At 48.5% G+C, this 14,634-nt stretch carries 17 protein-coding genes and 1 pseudogene; 1 reads left to right on the forward strand and 17 read right to left on the reverse strand.

Annotation, left to right across the window (positions count from 1 at the left end):
• Both WCL58_RS23010 and WCL58_RS23015 read right to left on the reverse strand, forming a co-directional pair.
• Positions 1–970, reverse strand: a pseudogene (locus tag WCL58_RS23010) (hypothetical protein); the annotation flags it as partial.
• Entirely contained in the window at positions 967–3,663 is a 2,697-nt protein-coding gene (locus tag WCL58_RS23015) for a transglycosylase SLT domain-containing protein (RefSeq protein ID WP_336851639.1), read from the reverse strand. The pseudogene WCL58_RS23010 and the gene WCL58_RS23015, both read right to left, overlap by 4 nt.
• Between WCL58_RS23015 and WCL58_RS23020 the strand changes: the two genes are divergently transcribed.
• Entirely contained in the window at positions 3,662–3,994 is a 333-nt protein-coding gene (locus WCL58_RS23020) for a hypothetical protein (RefSeq protein WP_165366302.1), read from the forward strand. The two genes, WCL58_RS23015 and WCL58_RS23020, sit on opposite strands and share 2 nt — an antisense overlap.
• Before the next feature lie 343 nt (positions 3,995–4,337).
• Here the strand turns inward: WCL58_RS23020 and WCL58_RS23025 are convergent, their stop codons facing one another.
• From WCL58_RS23025 to WCL58_RS23090, 15 genes are all read right to left on the reverse strand, one after another.
• A complete protein-coding gene (locus WCL58_RS23025) occupies positions 4,338–5,246 on the reverse strand; it encodes a hypothetical protein (protein ID WP_012146581.1) in 909 nt (302 codons plus the stop codon).
• A 90-nt stretch (positions 5,247–5,336) separates the two neighbouring features.
• The gene (locus WCL58_RS23030; protein WP_156779302.1) at positions 5,337–5,432 is read right to left on the reverse strand and encodes a YoaK family small membrane protein; all 96 of its coding nucleotides are present in this window, start codon (positions 5,430–5,432) and stop codon (positions 5,337–5,339) included.
• A gap of 181 nt (positions 5,433–5,613) precedes the next feature.
• Positions 5,614–6,021 carry a hypothetical protein gene (locus WCL58_RS23035; protein ID WP_130016936.1) on the reverse strand — a complete coding sequence of 136 codons (408 nt, stop codon included), beginning with the start codon at positions 6,019–6,021 and terminating at the stop codon, positions 5,614–5,616.
• A gap of 133 nt (positions 6,022–6,154) precedes the next feature.
• Positions 6,155–6,496 (reverse strand): DUF3024 domain-containing protein, encoded by a 342-nt coding sequence (locus WCL58_RS23040; RefSeq protein ID WP_012146583.1) that lies wholly within the window; start codon positions 6,494–6,496, stop codon positions 6,155–6,157.
• Between the two features lie 87 nt (positions 6,497–6,583).
• Positions 6,584–6,748: a hypothetical protein gene (locus tag WCL58_RS23045; protein ID WP_242506316.1), complete on the reverse strand. Its 165-nt coding sequence runs from the start codon at positions 6,746–6,748 to the stop codon at positions 6,584–6,586.
• 300 nt (positions 6,749–7,048) lie between these two features.
• Positions 7,049–7,294 carry an excisionase Xis gene (gene xis / locus WCL58_RS25375; RefSeq protein ID WP_130016935.1) on the reverse strand — a complete coding sequence of 82 codons (246 nt, stop codon included), beginning with the start codon at positions 7,292–7,294 and terminating at the stop codon, positions 7,049–7,051.
• 238 nt (positions 7,295–7,532) lie between these two features.
• Positions 7,533–10,319 (reverse strand): TOPRIM and DUF927 domain-containing protein, encoded by a 2,787-nt coding sequence (locus WCL58_RS23050; RefSeq protein WP_130016983.1) that lies wholly within the window; start codon positions 10,317–10,319, stop codon positions 7,533–7,535.
• Entirely contained in the window at positions 10,312–10,668 is a 357-nt protein-coding gene (locus WCL58_RS23055; protein WP_130016934.1) for a hypothetical protein, read from the reverse strand. The genes WCL58_RS23050 and WCL58_RS23055 overlap by 8 nt, the downstream gene beginning before the upstream one ends.
• The gene (locus WCL58_RS23060; protein ID WP_336851640.1) at positions 10,652–11,248 is read right to left on the reverse strand and encodes a hypothetical protein; all 597 of its coding nucleotides are present in this window, start codon (positions 11,246–11,248) and stop codon (positions 10,652–10,654) included. Before WCL58_RS23060 ends, WCL58_RS23055 begins: the two co-directional genes overlap by 17 nt.
• Positions 11,245–11,469 carry a hypothetical protein gene (locus WCL58_RS23065; RefSeq protein ID WP_130016932.1) on the reverse strand — a complete coding sequence of 75 codons (225 nt, stop codon included), beginning with the start codon at positions 11,467–11,469 and terminating at the stop codon, positions 11,245–11,247. The genes WCL58_RS23060 and WCL58_RS23065 overlap by 4 nt, the downstream gene beginning before the upstream one ends.
• On the reverse strand, positions 11,462–11,641 hold the full coding sequence (locus tag WCL58_RS23070; RefSeq protein WP_130016931.1) for a DUF4222 domain-containing protein: 180 nt from the start codon (positions 11,639–11,641) through the stop codon (positions 11,462–11,464). The genes WCL58_RS23065 and WCL58_RS23070 overlap by 8 nt, the downstream gene beginning before the upstream one ends.
• Positions 11,634–12,368 carry a host cell division inhibitor Icd-like protein gene (locus WCL58_RS23075; RefSeq protein WP_336851641.1) on the reverse strand — a complete coding sequence of 245 codons (735 nt, stop codon included), beginning with the start codon at positions 12,366–12,368 and terminating at the stop codon, positions 11,634–11,636. Before WCL58_RS23075 ends, WCL58_RS23070 begins: the two co-directional genes overlap by 8 nt.
• Positions 12,361–13,170 (reverse strand): antA/AntB antirepressor family protein, encoded by an 810-nt coding sequence (locus WCL58_RS23080; RefSeq protein WP_130016929.1) that lies wholly within the window; start codon positions 13,168–13,170, stop codon positions 12,361–12,363. The genes WCL58_RS23075 and WCL58_RS23080 overlap by 8 nt, the downstream gene beginning before the upstream one ends.
• A gap of 93 nt (positions 13,171–13,263) precedes the next feature.
• A complete protein-coding gene (locus tag WCL58_RS23085) occupies positions 13,264–13,461 on the reverse strand; it encodes a helix-turn-helix transcriptional regulator (RefSeq protein ID WP_130016928.1) in 198 nt (65 codons plus the stop codon).
• Positions 13,462–13,586: 125 nt separating this feature from the next.
• Positions 13,587–14,531, reverse strand: a complete 945-nt coding sequence (locus WCL58_RS23090) for a hypothetical protein (protein ID WP_336851642.1) — start codon at positions 14,529–14,531, stop codon at positions 13,587–13,589.
• Between the last annotated feature and the right edge of the window lie 103 nt (positions 14,532–14,634).

The raw sequence follows: 14,634 nt of genomic DNA on the forward strand, positions 1-14,634 counted from the left end.
CTAAAGATTGGGTAAGCTGATTATTCCTGGTCAACTCGGACCGTAAAGCATTAACGTTATCTATCTGCTGACCAGCTACAGCACGGCGTTGTTCGATAAAATCAGGAACAACATCGCTGTATCCTGTTGAATACGCATAATCATCAATGCTTTTGGATATTGAGTTATTCAACTCCGACCGACTGGTCTCAGCCGGAATGATATCCAAAGCACGGGAGGATGGCATTGTTTCCACAGGCATAGCCGAATCAACAGGGATAATGGCCGGATCCCCTGCTTCAAAAGCGTCAGGAGCTGATGCCTGACGGCGGCCACGAACCATATCCGCAATAAAACCACCGCCTGCATGCAGTGCTCCACCAGCGATCATCCCCATCAGTAAGTTTCCGCCGGCATCACCAATGGTGTAATTGTCACCCTCTGCCGCAGCCCCCATGGCGGTAAATGGTAGTGTAGCCGCAGTTTGCAAGCCCCCCATCACGGTGCCCTGACCAAAACGTTCCGCAGCCCTTCCAAGCATTGTTGCTGATCTGGCTTGCCCGAAGAATGGAACAAGTCCAATCGCAAGGTTCCCCGGGTCAACCATGTTCCCTCCGAGGTTAGCAACGAACTTCAGCGGGGAAGAAATGATACCTGACGGAGCTGACTGAATAACTACTTCTCGCTCAAGTCGGCTACGAGTTTCAGAAATTACGTTGTCATAGAATGACTTGCTAACCCCTTGCGGTGGGACATTAATAGACTTTACGCCGTAGGTCTTGAAGCCGGCCTCGGCATCTTCTTTCGTCATGCGCGGAGATTCTGGGTCCATGTTTAATGCATCAGCTTGCGATGCACGTGCCCATGAATTTAGGGGGCCTTCTCTAAAGCCTTCGGTAAATTCAGCAGACAGGCTTTCACCAAGTCCTGACTCTAAATTTGCAAGCGGTCTGGTAACCGATGAATCAGGTTTCGTTGTATAGATTGTCATTGACCACTCCTATGCTGAAGAGCGTCGCCCAGTGGGTTTGTCGCTGGTTGCTGATCTTGGTAGCCAGTAAATTCTCTCGCAGGTTCTCCACGCAGGCTGCGGTAGACGTCAGACAAATCATTATTGATAGCGCGATTATCCATTCCATCCGCTGGCGTGAATGTAGCTGGAGTTTTTAATTCATTCAGTCGCGCATTAATGAAACTTCTGTCTGCAATTCCAAGCTGAGAAAGTTCTTTGAATGGGACAAATATTGGATTGCCATCGGCCCCGTTGATATAAGTTTGGTTGGCAGTGAGGTAAAGCCCTTTCTCGTCTTCGCTAGTTACCCACTCAGCATTGTTCTTTATCCTGGATAAAGCCATAGCCCGGCCAACATCAGGAGGCAAACGTGCATCGCCTACAAAAATTTTCGAGTTGATGTCTTCTGGCTTCATTTTTTCCAGATAATTATTAGCTCCATCAGTGATATCTCGGGTATTCAGGTTTAATGATTTTGGCAGGCGCCATGTTCCTTCAAAGTCGTACTGGTCGCCAGCGATCTGATTGAAGGCCATCTTGGCAGCCGCAGCACCATCCATTCCACGCGAGGCATAGATATATGCCAGGCGCTTACCCTGCTCATTGAAGTCTGTATACGCCTTTATCCCATCCCTTTGCTGTGTCAGCGTCACAGCAAAGTCGGCAAATTGATCTGACCATTCAGTTTCTACTGAAGATGATTGCGTTCCTGCAGCCTTCTTAAGTTCATCGGTAGATGCATTTCTATTTTGGAAAATGGCTGTAGCAGCGTTAGCGTTCTCTATCGACGTAACAACACTAAGGTAGCTTTTACCTTTGCCCTGCAATTGCGCGATTACAGCCGGTGCCTGGCTTCCATAGCTCTGGGCGATAGATTGTACTGCCGCCACGCTTTGCTCATTGCTGTTATCGATCTGGTGCAGGATGCTATTAACCATCTCGGTAGGGAGAATGTCTTTACTGCGGATCCCCAAGCGTTCTTTCTCAGCCTGAATACGCGAGGCAAAGTATTCGCCGGATACCTGCCGCTGAGAGAATTGGCTATATGCATCCTTGATAACTGGTGAGTTCTGGAGCAGCCAAGTACCTGGATCATCTTCCCTTGCCTTCTGCACCTGCGCATACTTACTGGCCACTTGCGCATATCGTTGCTGCTTAAACGTAAAGTCGGGATCGCTAACATCTGGCTTCATGGCATTTACTGCTGCCATACCCTGCTGGACATCACCTTGCACTATCGTTTGATAGGCTGGCTGCATAGCAAGAGTTTGCTGGTAGCGCTGGTATGACTGCTGTAGCTGCATTCGCTCTTGCGGTGTGGCGCTGATCGGCATCGAGGAAATCCACTCTCGATCAGTTATTGGTGCGGACACCGGTTGACCAAGCTCAACACGCGTTACATCATCCTGCATTCTATTCTGTAAACTCAAACGTGCTGCTGAATTTTGAAGGTCGTACAGCCCAGCAATTTTAGCCATTGCGGCGGATTTGTTCTGAGGACTCATAGCCTGCCAATATGGCGTATTCATCAATCCAGTAATAGAAGCGTTGACCGGAATTCCTGGGGCAGAACCAACTACTTTTGATACATAGTTTCGTGTTTCTTCAAATGGTATTTTGGCTGCGAATTCAGCAGATGAAATCTCACCTTTGCGCGGATCACCAAGTTGCGCGATCCATTTGTTAACCTGACCATGACCTGCATTATATGCGGCAACAGCGAGCACTGAATCTCCGTCATAACGTTTCATCTGTGACTGAAAATAGGCATGCCCAATAGTCGCGTTGTAGCGTGGGTCATTCAGCCACTTATCCCTATCCCACGACAAGCCAGCAAGCTGAGCAGCCTCAGGGCCCGTTGATTCAGTTACCTGAGCAATCCCAGCAGCCCCTTTTGAGGACATCAGCGGTGTGCCATTACTGTCAAATTGGTTACCCCCACTTTCAGCACGAATCATTGCAGAGAATAATTGATCGCTATTTGCACCATCAGTTACAGGAATAGCCCCATCTGGCCCCATGGTCTGCTGATACATATTGGTATAGGCAGTGCTAAATGCTGAATTAGCTGCTCCTTGATACCATTGCTGCCAATTTGCCTCTATCTCTTCCGGACTCTGACCATGAGTAGCACCATAATCTATTATCGCCTGTCGAGCAGAAAGCACCGCTGGCTGAAACTGTGTAGGATCATTAGCCTGAGTTAAGAAATTACTCAATACGCCTTGCTGTTGGCCAGCTTCATACTGTTGCTTCTGCCCAACATCATACTGGCGAAATTTATTGCCATAACTGCGACCAAGCGGCAGGATCTGTTGATCAAACGCCGGACGCATGTACTCGGGCAAAGATTCACGTATCTCAGCTGCTTTATTTGATATCTGACCAGCGCGTGCTTCACCTTGGCCGATAGCGTTTTTCCCCTGCAGCGTGATCAGGCCATTCTGCGGGTTGTTGTACAAGTCATCGGCATACTGGAAAAACTGATTGAGTTTGTCCTGCATATCAGCCAAATCAACCTTTTGCCGATCCTGCTGATACACATCCAGCCCTGTCGCTCCGACGTCAGCCAGTGCAGTAAATGCATTGTCTTGTGGGATACGCAGATCCTGCGTGTTTACGGGTGCCATCTGCGATTGCGATTGGCGTTGGTATTGAGGGACGATTGGCATGGAACTACTCTCCTACTTGTTGCAATGCCTTGCGAATGAGACCGCGGGCAATATCTTGAAGGGATGGAGCAACGCCAAGTGGGGATTTACTGCGTTCCTGCTCTTGAAGGCGCTTCATCGCCTCAACGCAATCGTGCTCGATAAGTATTGGCTTGGGGTTGAAGCGGGTATTTTTCATGTATGTATTCCCATAACTGGTTATGCATACAATGATACTCCAGAACAAAAAACACGCAAAATTAATTTCCCACAAAAACAAAATTATGTAGGAAAATTTTCTACAAATTTAAAGATTAATAGAATTTTTATGCACCAAACAATCAGGCATTAACTATTTGAAAGAATTGGATAACATGACTATTTGACGTATAAAAAATGATAACTAGTGTGATGAAGGTTAGTATGGCGGGGATTATTTCAGGAAGAGAACCGCCAAGCGGCGAGCGTTGTGCTGTGTGACTTGTCGTGACTCGTCACGCTTAACCATGTGACACGTCACAATGTCTTTAACATCAGGCCACGCCATATACCGAGAAAAAAGTCACAAACTGCTAACCCACGCAGTCAAACTCTCCATAATAAAAACCCGGCTCGGTGGCCGGGTAAATAGCTTGCGGTATCATTATTATTGTGGGTATTAGGTAACCTGGCTCGGTACCCGGGTTGGATTGATATCAGTTATCTACCACGATGGATTTAAGGAAAATTTCTGATGGCTTATAGGGATCGCTTTTAGATGATGTATGCTTGTAAGTCACTGTTACATCAGCTCTGGCCGTATAAAGGCGCTTCAAGTCATCCGGATTAATTCCAGGAGCCAGCACTAGTTTTACCCTTCGATCTACTAATCCGGGAATAACAGCCGCCCACTTTTCTGGGTTATCTAAATCTGTAGCTCTAATCTCCAGATCAACATCACTATGGTCTCTTGTGTATGTGTCTGGAGGGAATTCCACGTCAGTCGGAACTTTTTTGATGGTTTCGGCTGGTATCGTGTATTTGACATCACCACTTCCGATGATTAGTGCCGCGTTGTCGTCATTTCTCGCAGGCGAAAGAATCTTAACAGCACTTTTTGCCAGTATTTTTTTATCTGTAACGCTGCTATCGATGATTGCTTGAATGCGTTCTGGCGTAATCTCTGTGTGTCCGGCGCCAATGTTGATAATCGTATTATTGTTAGCTTCAAAGTGAGAGGTCGAGTTCGGTGCCATAAGCTTAGCGAGCGAAAGAAAAGCAGTACCGGCAAGGGCAATGACAACGGCCCACAAAAGAGCATTCCTCATTTTGCCTTCCCCTATATACTTCGTTCGTATGCTATCAATAAATTTGTCTAATTCTTCCTCATTTGCAAAGAAAAGTCTAATGAGTAATTTTTCTTTTAACGATCCAACTTCTAATTTACTAACCCTAACGTCTACATCTAATACGTGGGCTCCTGTCAGCTCAGACAACACCCCTCTTGATTGCTTTATTAAAGCTTCCCAGCCCTGCAAGGAGGCTATGATTTCCTTTATGCTTGGGTTGTTTCCAATTGAGTAATAAATATCCTCAGTGAACTCTAACTCTAGCAACTTAGCCATAAAAATCCCTTCAGTATTTTTGAATAAAAAACTTTTCTGCCAGAGGTTTTAGACTCTCTGCGACCTCTCACCCAGCTCATCACCCCCATCCTAAGCGGGCATCGCATACCCACCAATGATGAACCAAGCCAGTAGCAAAACTGCTGTGATGATGATAGCTACAGGGAACAGGTGTCCAATTTTCATGTTGTTCTCGTTATTGCGTCTTATGAAATCACGTCTTGCATGAAGATCGGCTTACACCCGGAGTTCATTACCAGCATGATTACGAACATGATGCCTAGCGTGATATGTAGAGCATATTTATCCATTGCTGCCTCAAGCTTTGATTGCCCGTAGCGTGCCACCCAGCTCATCAGCCCACTGGCTACTTCCGTCCAGTGAACTGCATGATACTTGATATTTTCTGTCTAACCGTATCTGCGTCAGTGAACGTGAACTTCCCATATTCGTCAGCGCTTCCGCAGTTCTGCGCGGCTTCATGGTAATCCACTACCAATTGCTTTAGTTTCTCTCGAATCCTGAAGCTGCTGATATCGATAAACAAATCAAACTCCCGATCATCAATCACAGTACTGTTTTGGCGAGGGTTATATCCCTGCTCAATTAGCCGTAGCTGCTCTCTTAACTTCTGCCTTATAGGGTCTGATACAGCGTTGAACTCCTTCCTTCTCTCGCCCTTTATTGCATAGTGATAGCTTAAGTAGCCACTTGCAGGAACTGCAACAACTGATACTATTGTTGCAAACAATGAAAGTATCCTGTCAATCGTCATGAGATGTCCTGTGGAAAATGTCAGCCCTTTAACCTGGATTGCACTATCCGTTTCGTTAACCAATGCGGCTTGGCTCGTTATGATTTATTTCGTAATGAGACGCCGGGGGGATTTCGACTGATCGGCCCACTGGCTAGCCAAAGAAGCACCCATGCTGATCAGCGCGTACAATCTCCAGCGCATCACCTAGCGTCTTAGCCCTTTCGTATAGTTCCCACTTGAGACTTGCTCGCATCCAATAAACATTCCATGCTTTCTGGGAGCGGACATAGGTTATCTTGGCTGTGGCGTGTTCCATCTTTTCACCGGGTTCACCGTTCCATTGTGGGCGCACCTCTAAGATTTCGATGGTCTGATCATCAATTTTGTAGGCTACATCTAGCTCTGGCCTGATATGTACTGGCGGACGTCTGCTTTCCACAAACGCTTCGACTTCCTTTTTGACTGCGTGAAATTCTAAATCGTTAAATGCCATTATCTCTCCCTACCCACCTCATCAGGCCATTGGAATACTAAGACTAACTATCCCAGTAGTGACAGGCTCCGCAAAAATCAGAGGTCATCAACGGCAAATCTTCTTCGACTTGCTGATCGAACTATCTTTGCAGACGAACTTCTCTCCGGAGCAATGAGATATACCGCCCTTCTTACCCGAGCATGGTTTGTTTGCTGCGGTTGCTGTGAATGCAAAAAGTGACAAGCATGCCACCAAGATAAATTTCTTCATGATTTGCCCCTCAATGGGCTCATAGATTTGTTTTATGCCTATGATGCTCAGCAGGCGGTTACATAGCTATACCAAAGTGATCAGCGTTTGATCAATGCCGCTAAGTAAAAAGCCTGCTAAAAAGCAGGCCTTATCAGATAGCTAGATAATATTTTACAGTAAACATTATTCAGTATTTATATATTACTACTATCTGCTCAAAGAACTCCATGACCTCTTTGTAGCGGTCCTGGATACCATCATGGATAGGACTCTATAGGCAGATGAAGCAATTCTTAGATGCCTTTGATCTCAAGCGGATCAACGGGAAAATCGCTTAGTGCTTTCGTGCAAATGTTCGGCTGGCTTGATTTTGGCTCGCTGACTCTCTGCAAGCTGCCATTCTGCGACTTTCGATGTAAACCACTTATTTTCCGCTCCGGGCCCGTAAAAGTCAGGCTCCGGGAATGGATTTACGTCCCTATGCCGTAGTCGGTGCATGGATGAGTTTGATATTTTCAGCAGCGAACGCACATCTTTACTCGTTAACATTTCTTCGACTTTCATATCCACCTCTCAACAGTGATTAGTTGTCAAATCAGGTGGGATCTCACCAGAAAAAAACGATAGAAACAGAGGTCAAAATCATAATCTGGGGGGGCATGGAAACGTTGGTTCAAAACAGGCATTTGTTGGTTCAGTGTTAGTTCAAAATGAATAATAATTACTTTACAAAACAATCATCTTTACAAATTGAACCAACTGAACTGACTGAACCAACATGTTTTTATCGCACGTAGAGACTTTACTCTTCTACTTGCTCACCTTCTGGCAGGTGATGGATCACGTATACGTTAATCTGTCGCCCATCGATACGCGGCGATTTACGTTGAAAACCCCGCCCACTGGCTGGCAGTGTCAGCATTCCAGCCCCTGCCAGAGCTTTGGCAAAATGCTTCGAATTGAACCCTCGCGCTATCTCATCCTCAAACGCTGCAGGAAACGTGTAGAACACCATGGCATCACTATCATGCTTACCCTTATCCCTGTAGCCGGCCAAATCACGAATAGGCATGCACTGCGAATCATAAGGTAGTGGTGCGAACCGACTCAAACCGTAGGCATTCAGGAACGCTTCCGTCTGCTCGATGATCTGCTGGTGTTCTTTGTTACCGGTACCGAACTCTTTGATCCAGGCGTTGAAGTTGTGCTGTATCGCGTCCCGGCATTCTTGCCCATCCCAGCCGGTAACCGCACGACCCAGCAGCAACGCTGCTTCCAGTACAGCGAACCGCGCCGCCACACGGTGGACCTGCTCCCCATAGTCTGCCGGTATCAGTGATCGCCAGCGGCCCTCGGCCTCTCTCACCGCGGCAATGGCCTGTTGCTGGTGGTCGGCAAGGTACTTGATCCAGTAACGTCCAGCGGCCCCGTAGTGGCTTTGGTAGGCATCTTTCAATGCGTCAGCATGAGCCTTGCCGTTTGCCGTACCATGGAACTGATGCGCTTTTTCCAACGGGATATTCAACAGCCGTACCAACTGCCCAGCTTTCACCTTTCGTCCAGCAGTGGCGATGAAGGTTTCAATATCCATTTCCCCGGTACTGAGCGCCACGGTACGCCAGCGCTTCAAATCGCGGTTGCCGCCCTCTTTGGCCCCTTGGAGCTTACCCACGCCGTTAAACAGAGTGTAGGCCGATTTCGCCACGCTATCCGGATCAGCGCCTTGCCCCACTTCATCCAGCGGCATCAGGCCATCGTTATGTGCTGCGGCCTCGTTGGCTATCCCTAACGCTGTACCGAACCACGTCAGGCGCAAGGCGTCCGGCTCACCGTACAGACTGCTGGCAATATTGGCGGTGGTGGTCTTGCCTGCACTGGATTGCTCGTAAAAGTGGATACCAAACCCATCGGCACCGGCCAGCCCAATTAGTGGGGCAGCCAGTGCCGCACCGATACCGGCCATCATGGAGGGATTCCCCCTCGCCAAACGTGCCACCGAATCACGCCACCCTTCCGGCGTTCCTTTGACGGTATACCCGGCAGCGGCAGCACTGCGGCCATTGAACAGTACCGGCCTTTCAGGTGAACCAATGACCTCACCATCCGGCATGATGTATGCCCCGCACTGCCAACCCGTAGCTTGCGCCACTCGCCAAATCTCATGAGAGCCAGCACGTTGGAACCAGTCGGCCAGGGTTGCCCTGAGTGCGGTTTTCGTGGTCACATTCACCCCACCCGCTTTCAACGTGCGCCAGCCTTCGCGCTCGCCAATGTCGGCCAGTGGTATGGCTGCGGTTGTTGGCAAGGTTTCGCCTACCGGTAACCAGCGAATAATCAGGTATTGGTCTTTGTCGTCCCTGCCGGTGCCGATCACTTCCAACGGTGAACACAACCACGATTCATTGTTGATAACCTCGCCGCTCACCTGGTCTACCTTCGGCGTGATCCAGAAAACACCATCCTTACGGCTCTCAATGCGAGGTTTTAGCGGGTCAGCCTCTTGGTGGTCTTTTTTACCACCCTCAATGGCTTTCAGTTGGACGCTCACGCCTTCCCCCTTGGGTTGACACAGTGAATTGTTAAACGCCAGTACAGCGGCGTCTATCCCGTTCTGTTGGCGATAATCATCCCAATCAGCCTTGTACTCTGTCGGTGGTATTGATACCCACCCAGCGACAGCAGCAGCGGCTTTCTCTGCTGCGATCCGGCCCGCGTTCTTCCTCGGCCTACCGTGCTCGTCCAGTTCGCCCGGTTCGTGGTGGTCGTTATCCCCTGCAATGATGATTTGCGCGTCTGGATACCGGCGGTGCATCGCCTCCGCTACATGTAATAGGTTCCCGGCATCAATCGCGGCTACCGTCAGCGCGTCAGGGCGTATCAGGTGAGCGGTTAGGGTAGTTGCCAGCCCTTCACCAATAATCACCACCTGTGGGTGCTCTGGTCCACCAGCCAGGGTATGGGATGCGCCGCGCTTAGTGCCGTCCGTTACCTGACGTTTCTCACCAGCGGGGGTGATAGTCTGTGCTGCCGTGACTGCACCGGTTTCATCAGTCAGCGCCACCAGCAAGCGGCCATCTTTCAGTGTGGGGAAGGTGAAGCCGGTCAGCCCCTTAGTCTTAAGATATTCAGGCTCGCTTTCCACTGCATCGACAGTCAGTGATTGCCAGCGCCGGTTAAACTGCTGGCGCTTACGCTCATGATCTACGGCTTCTACCTGCCGGCGCTCCTGCTCACGTTGTTGCCGCTCAGCCTCCATTGCTGCCTTGTTCTGGCGGGTAGCTTCTGATCCGGTATCTGCTGCCCGGTAATCGATACCCAGCACGGCAGCGACCATCCGAGCAGCTTCGGTGGCGTCGCACCGGTTTACTTTCTGGATGAGATCTAACCCGTCACCAGCTCCACATTGGTTGCAGAAATGCGAGCCGCGCCCGTTATCATCGAACCGAAACCGATCACGCCCGCCACAAGCAGGACATGCCACTTGCGCACGTGGACTAGCGGGAACGTCGATCCCCACCATCGGCAACACATCAGGCCAGCGGTTGGCTGCTGATTTGGTCACTTCGCGGATCAGGTCAATGTTACGCATCATGCCGTCCTCCATTGCCCAATACAGTCGCGTACATATCTTTCTTTATGCACTGCCAGACTACCAAACCTCGCGGTGTCAGGTTGCCATCGTCTAGGCATTTACTAATCATTTGAATAACTAACAAATCCAACTGCGGGCAATTCAGCTTTAATGCATCCAAAAGGTAAGAATCAACCAAGTCACGGATGCCAGGTACACCACCCATAATGGCAACGTAGAGGGCTTCCCCATCCATGCCAAAATCGAACTGGCCGCCCTTGTTCTGCTGAATTACATACCGATGCACAGCAACCGCATACTGGTTTGCGAGAGCATTCAGACGGGGATTTTTAGTGATGAGTTTCATTAGGCAAGCCCTCCGTGATGTAGGCCTGCAAAAATCCCTCATGTAACTCATTCAGTGTGTCGCGCCCGAACGCCGATATACCGACAATATTGCCGTTACTAATTTCAAGCATTTGCTGATAGAACTTAACGATAAGCTTTGCGCCCTCTTCAATTCCGTAGCGCTCGATACCAGTACCTTCAATGTTATTCGCGATAGCCAATCGCTCAATCTTCCGGTTTGTCACCATACCGCCATTCTGTCCGTGGAACTCTTCTCTTCCATTTATGGCCACCAAGTCAGCGATGTAAGCATCAGCCACCAGCCAGCGATAAAGCACTACGAGGTTATGTGGGGAATGGTTCTCCGGGATGCCCCCCCACTCGGCTAGCAGTCGTAGCGCCAAATAACGATTATCATCCCACTCTCCATCATCAGCACGTATCAGTACATCAGCGAACGGGATTACTTCTTGTTCGTGGTATCTGTTATCGCTGTATTTCTGGTATATCTTCACGCCATCCTGAATGACCTCTGCATAGTATTCCCCTGGTTGTTCAGTCACTTCTTTTACTTTTTGGAAAGGGATAACGTTGCTCATTCTGTCTCTCCCGCCTTGCTATCATCTGATGATGCGGCATCCTCGATAGCCTCATTGCACTGCAATTTACTTAGAAGATTGCTGCCAATATTTTCTGCGGCATCGACTAAGAAGCCTTGGCGTTCGGCATCTTCGACATCGTTGATCGTGCGTAAGATTGCTAACAGACATTCAGTGTCATGAATAAGTGCTGCGGTGAGAAAATGAGTTGTATTAGTCATGTTTTTTCTCTCCGGCAAAGGTAAATTCAGATTCAAAGCGATTGAGCGGATACGTGCATTCGGACTGATAGCCAGCCCGGACAAATATCACACGATTGAAAATGCATGATTTGATGGTAATGATCTGGCCACGCTTATCTTGATAGCGTTCTTTTGGCATAGGTTTACGCATGGCTCACCTCCTGAACCGGCAGGCGAGCGGCCAGGGACAGGATAAAGTGAGGGGCCAGAGTTTGCCGGGCTTCCAGCTCGGTATATGCCTCTACAGAAATGCGGCAAGGCTTGGCCCTATTGTCTGTGCGGGAGAGCGCCAAAAAGCGCCAGATGAACTTATTCTGGGTGAGTGAATTCCGCCCGGTTAAGGGTGTGATATGATCTGACATAGCTACCTCGATACGTGCTTTATCGTTGGTGGTAAGAGGCCCGGTGAGTGGTGAGACACTTCCGGGCTTCGCTTTACTAAAAGCTATGCAATGGTGTACATTGATAACCTCAAATCTCAATATATACCGGTGAACACCAATGTCAACCAAAGAAAACCAAAAAGAGCGGCACGTAGTACAGCTTCGCCTTGATGTAGAACTATCGGAACGGTTAGCCGTCGCAATGAAAGAGGATGGTGACGACAATAAAGCTGGCTGGATTAAAAGACTGCTTCGCCGGGAACTAGATAAGCGCGGCATCGAACCAAAGGGCTGATCCTCCCAGCTCATTTCGGCGTAGTTATCCTGTGATGCTGCAATATGCTGATTTTGTTCATGACTCAAGTTTGAGCCATGACCCTGAAGGGTTGCATTCGCCATGCTGCCCTTTTTCATTGGCACCAATCCACCAGCAGAACGACAATGGATACCAACCAGGGGAAAGGCATCTTTCTGGCTGGAAGTGTGGTTATGCATGGTCTGCCCCCAAGCGTTTCGCCATCCAGCGTTGTGATAGTCGCGCCAGCTCGGTCTTGCGCTGGTGGTAGTCCTGCCCTAACTCAATCAACGTTATGTTGGTGCTTTCCAGATAGGCAAGGTGATCCAATTGCTCCGCGTTCATACTGTCACGCGGGTCGCCGTCAATGCCGTTAACCTGAGTCCACTGCTTAGCCGACAGCCCACCCAGCACAATCCTGGCAATCATGTTGCTTTCATTGTTGTAGTGGTGCTGCAGCGTCTGCTTACCCTGTTCGGCGCGGGCAGCATCCAACGCGACGCACATTGGCTTAAACAGGTTGGCTGCACCTATGCGGGCCTTAAGCTGGCGACGGAACCGGGCGGCCACTTCTGGCGCACTGCGCTGTAATGCTTCTTCGCACTGAATGAAATAACGGCGAACGGCGCGCCCCTGCTCATTGCGTTCAACCATTGCCAACTCTTTAGCCATACCCAGGGTTATCAGGTAGTCATGTTCGAGCTGTTGCCTGGCTTTTGCGCTCGCCCGTTTTGGCGTGCTCAAATTCTCAACAAACACATAATCGGCAGTGGACATAAATCCATATTGGTTAATACGGCCTTTAATCCAGTTGGTAAAGTCGCGGCCTACACCCAGCGTTTTATGTAATGCCTTCGCGCTCACAATATTACTTTCACGCCCACCTATCCGACCATGAACGACCGGTACCAAAGATGCAAAATCATTGCGGTTAATATCGCTGTGACTTTCTTTAGGGTGTGTTTGGCCCCGACCAGTGTTGGTCGTTTTTTCGATTCCCATTGGTTATCCCTCGTTAAAGCTTTTGATTGCTGCCGATGAGCACTAACTGCAACTCACCAGAACAGCACGCAACAATGAAGCCGTTATTCTTTATCAGGCGACTTTCTTGCGGGAGTCAGCAATGCATTGATTGACCCACTCATCAATCTCGCTTTCAACAAAGGCAATAGCTCTAGTGCCAATTTTTACAGATGTGGGGAATTTACCTTGAGACATAAGGCGATAGATCCAAGCTTTGCTGTAGCCTGTGCGCCGTTGAACTGCGGGTAAACGAATGAGAGTTTGTGACATGATTGCCTCCTGTAGACATCAAGATAACAGGAGCTATTTCAGACAAAAAATACGTTACATTCCATCATCATACTGCGAAAAGTGTACACTTTACGCCGTAGACTATACACTTTACGCAATAGGCGTCACCACTTTATCTGGTGTTTTTTGGCATGCATTAGAATCCAATTCCTAACGGTCAGAACCTCATAGTAAAGCCCCTTCCCCTCAAGCCATGATTTATAATACCCAGCAGCACTGTTTGCGCTTTTAAAATTATTGCGATTTTCTATCCAGTTTTCGCAAACAATGTTTTTAGCCTCTCGATTTTTTTTATGTCGTGAGTCCGTAGCTTTTTTTATCGTGGCTTTCTTTCTATTTTCTTCCACAGAACTATTGCTAACCTGCGTTGCTATTTGTTTCGTCAATACCTCAATTTGATCATTTAAATAACTTAACTTCTCCTCATAGAATGCCTCTGTTTTTCGCTCATTTCCGTATTCAATAGCTTTCATCGCCTTCATGGCTGCTCTAGTTATGGGATGTAGCCCACCAAGAGAGATCTTAACTGTTCCCAGATTATCCTGGTTATTCTCCAGAGAACGAATAAAAATAACAGCATCAGCTATCAAGGAGAGGCTTAGCGCATAGAAGTACTCACATGGCTCAGCGTCTACGAAACCTTCTTCCGTTTCATTGTCCTTAAACCACTCAATAATGTCATAAAGCGCGTCACTCTCATCCATACTCTTGTAGCAAGGGACATTAAGTTTATCTTTATCCCCAACGAAAACTAGGCTATCCCCATAGCGATTATGCTCAACCGCAAATGGGTATAAGTCATCCCCATCGCCACAATACTTTAGCCTGACTCTAGCCTCAATCTCAAGTTGTTGAATTTCCTTTTCTTGTTCCTCATTGAAGTAGATCTCAATCAGTTCATAGATTAAATTTTGAACGCATTCTATTTGCGAGTTCGTTCTTTTTCTGTGCCTTAGTTCCCAGCGAGCAGTATTGGCCATATCACGTAAAGCCTCGACCGGATAAAATGGGATAGCGAAATCTAACGGGAGGTATTTTTCTTCTGGCATTGCTATGCTGCCTTGCTCCCTCTGCTCTGCGAGCTATGCCATCCCGCAGAGGTTTACGGGGTTTCGGGGATCAACCTAGGCATAGTATGTTATTTGATCGTCT

Source organism: Serratia sp. TMDUHS_CL, assembly GCF_037137105.1.
Taxonomy (GTDB): domain Bacteria; phylum Pseudomonadota; class Gammaproteobacteria; order Enterobacterales; family Enterobacteriaceae; genus Serratia; species Serratia nevei.

Coding starts and splice junctions, on each gene's coding strand:
- xis (WP_130016935.1), bottom strand. CDS start 7,294: ATGAAAGTCGAAGAAATGTTAACGAGTAAAGATGTGCGTTCGCTGCTG.
- WCL58_RS23050 (WP_130016983.1), bottom strand. CDS start 10,319: ATGCGTAACATTGACCTGATCCGCGAAGTGACCAAATCAGCAGCCAAC.
- WCL58_RS23080 (WP_130016929.1), bottom strand. CDS start 13,170: ATGGGAATCGAAAAAACGACCAACACTGGTCGGGGCCAAACACACCCT.
- WCL58_RS23055 (WP_130016934.1), bottom strand. CDS start 10,668: ATGAAACTCATCACTAAAAATCCCCGTCTGAATGCTCTCGCAAACCAG.
- WCL58_RS23085 (WP_130016928.1), bottom strand. CDS start 13,461: ATGTCACAAACTCTCATTCGTTTACCCGCAGTTCAACGGCGCACAGGC.
- WCL58_RS23060 (WP_336851640.1), bottom strand. CDS start 11,248: ATGAGCAACGTTATCCCTTTCCAAAAAGTAAAAGAAGTGACTGAACAA.
- WCL58_RS23075 (WP_336851641.1), bottom strand. CDS start 12,368: ATGCATAACCACACTTCCAGCCAGAAAGATGCCTTTCCCCTGGTTGGT.
- WCL58_RS23025 (WP_012146581.1), bottom strand. CDS start 5,246: ATGGCTAAGTTGCTAGAGTTAGAGTTCACTGAGGATATTTATTACTCA.
- WCL58_RS23070 (WP_130016931.1), bottom strand. CDS start 11,641: ATGCGTAAACCTATGCCAAAAGAACGCTATCAAGATAAGCGTGGCCAG.
- WCL58_RS23045 (WP_242506316.1), bottom strand. CDS start 6,748: ATGAAGAAATTTATCTTGGTGGCATGCTTGTCACTTTTTGCATTCACA.
- WCL58_RS23090 (WP_336851642.1), bottom strand. CDS start 14,531: ATGCCAGAAGAAAAATACCTCCCGTTAGATTTCGCTATCCCATTTTAT.
- WCL58_RS23035 (WP_130016936.1), bottom strand. CDS start 6,021: ATGACGATTGACAGGATACTTTCATTGTTTGCAACAATAGTATCAGTT.
- WCL58_RS23065 (WP_130016932.1), bottom strand. CDS start 11,469: ATGACTAATACAACTCATTTTCTCACCGCAGCACTTATTCATGACACT.
- WCL58_RS23015 (WP_336851639.1), bottom strand. CDS start 3,663: ATGCCAATCGTCCCTCAATACCAACGCCAATCGCAATCGCAGATGGCA.
- WCL58_RS23030 (WP_156779302.1), bottom strand. CDS start 5,432: ATGAAAATTGGACACCTGTTCCCTGTAGCTATCATCATCACAGCAGTT.
- WCL58_RS23040 (WP_012146583.1), bottom strand. CDS start 6,496: ATGGCATTTAACGATTTAGAATTTCACGCAGTCAAAAAGGAAGTCGAA.
- WCL58_RS23020 (WP_165366302.1), top strand. CDS start 3,662: ATGGAACTACTCTCCTACTTGTTGCAATGCCTTGCGAATGAGACCGCG.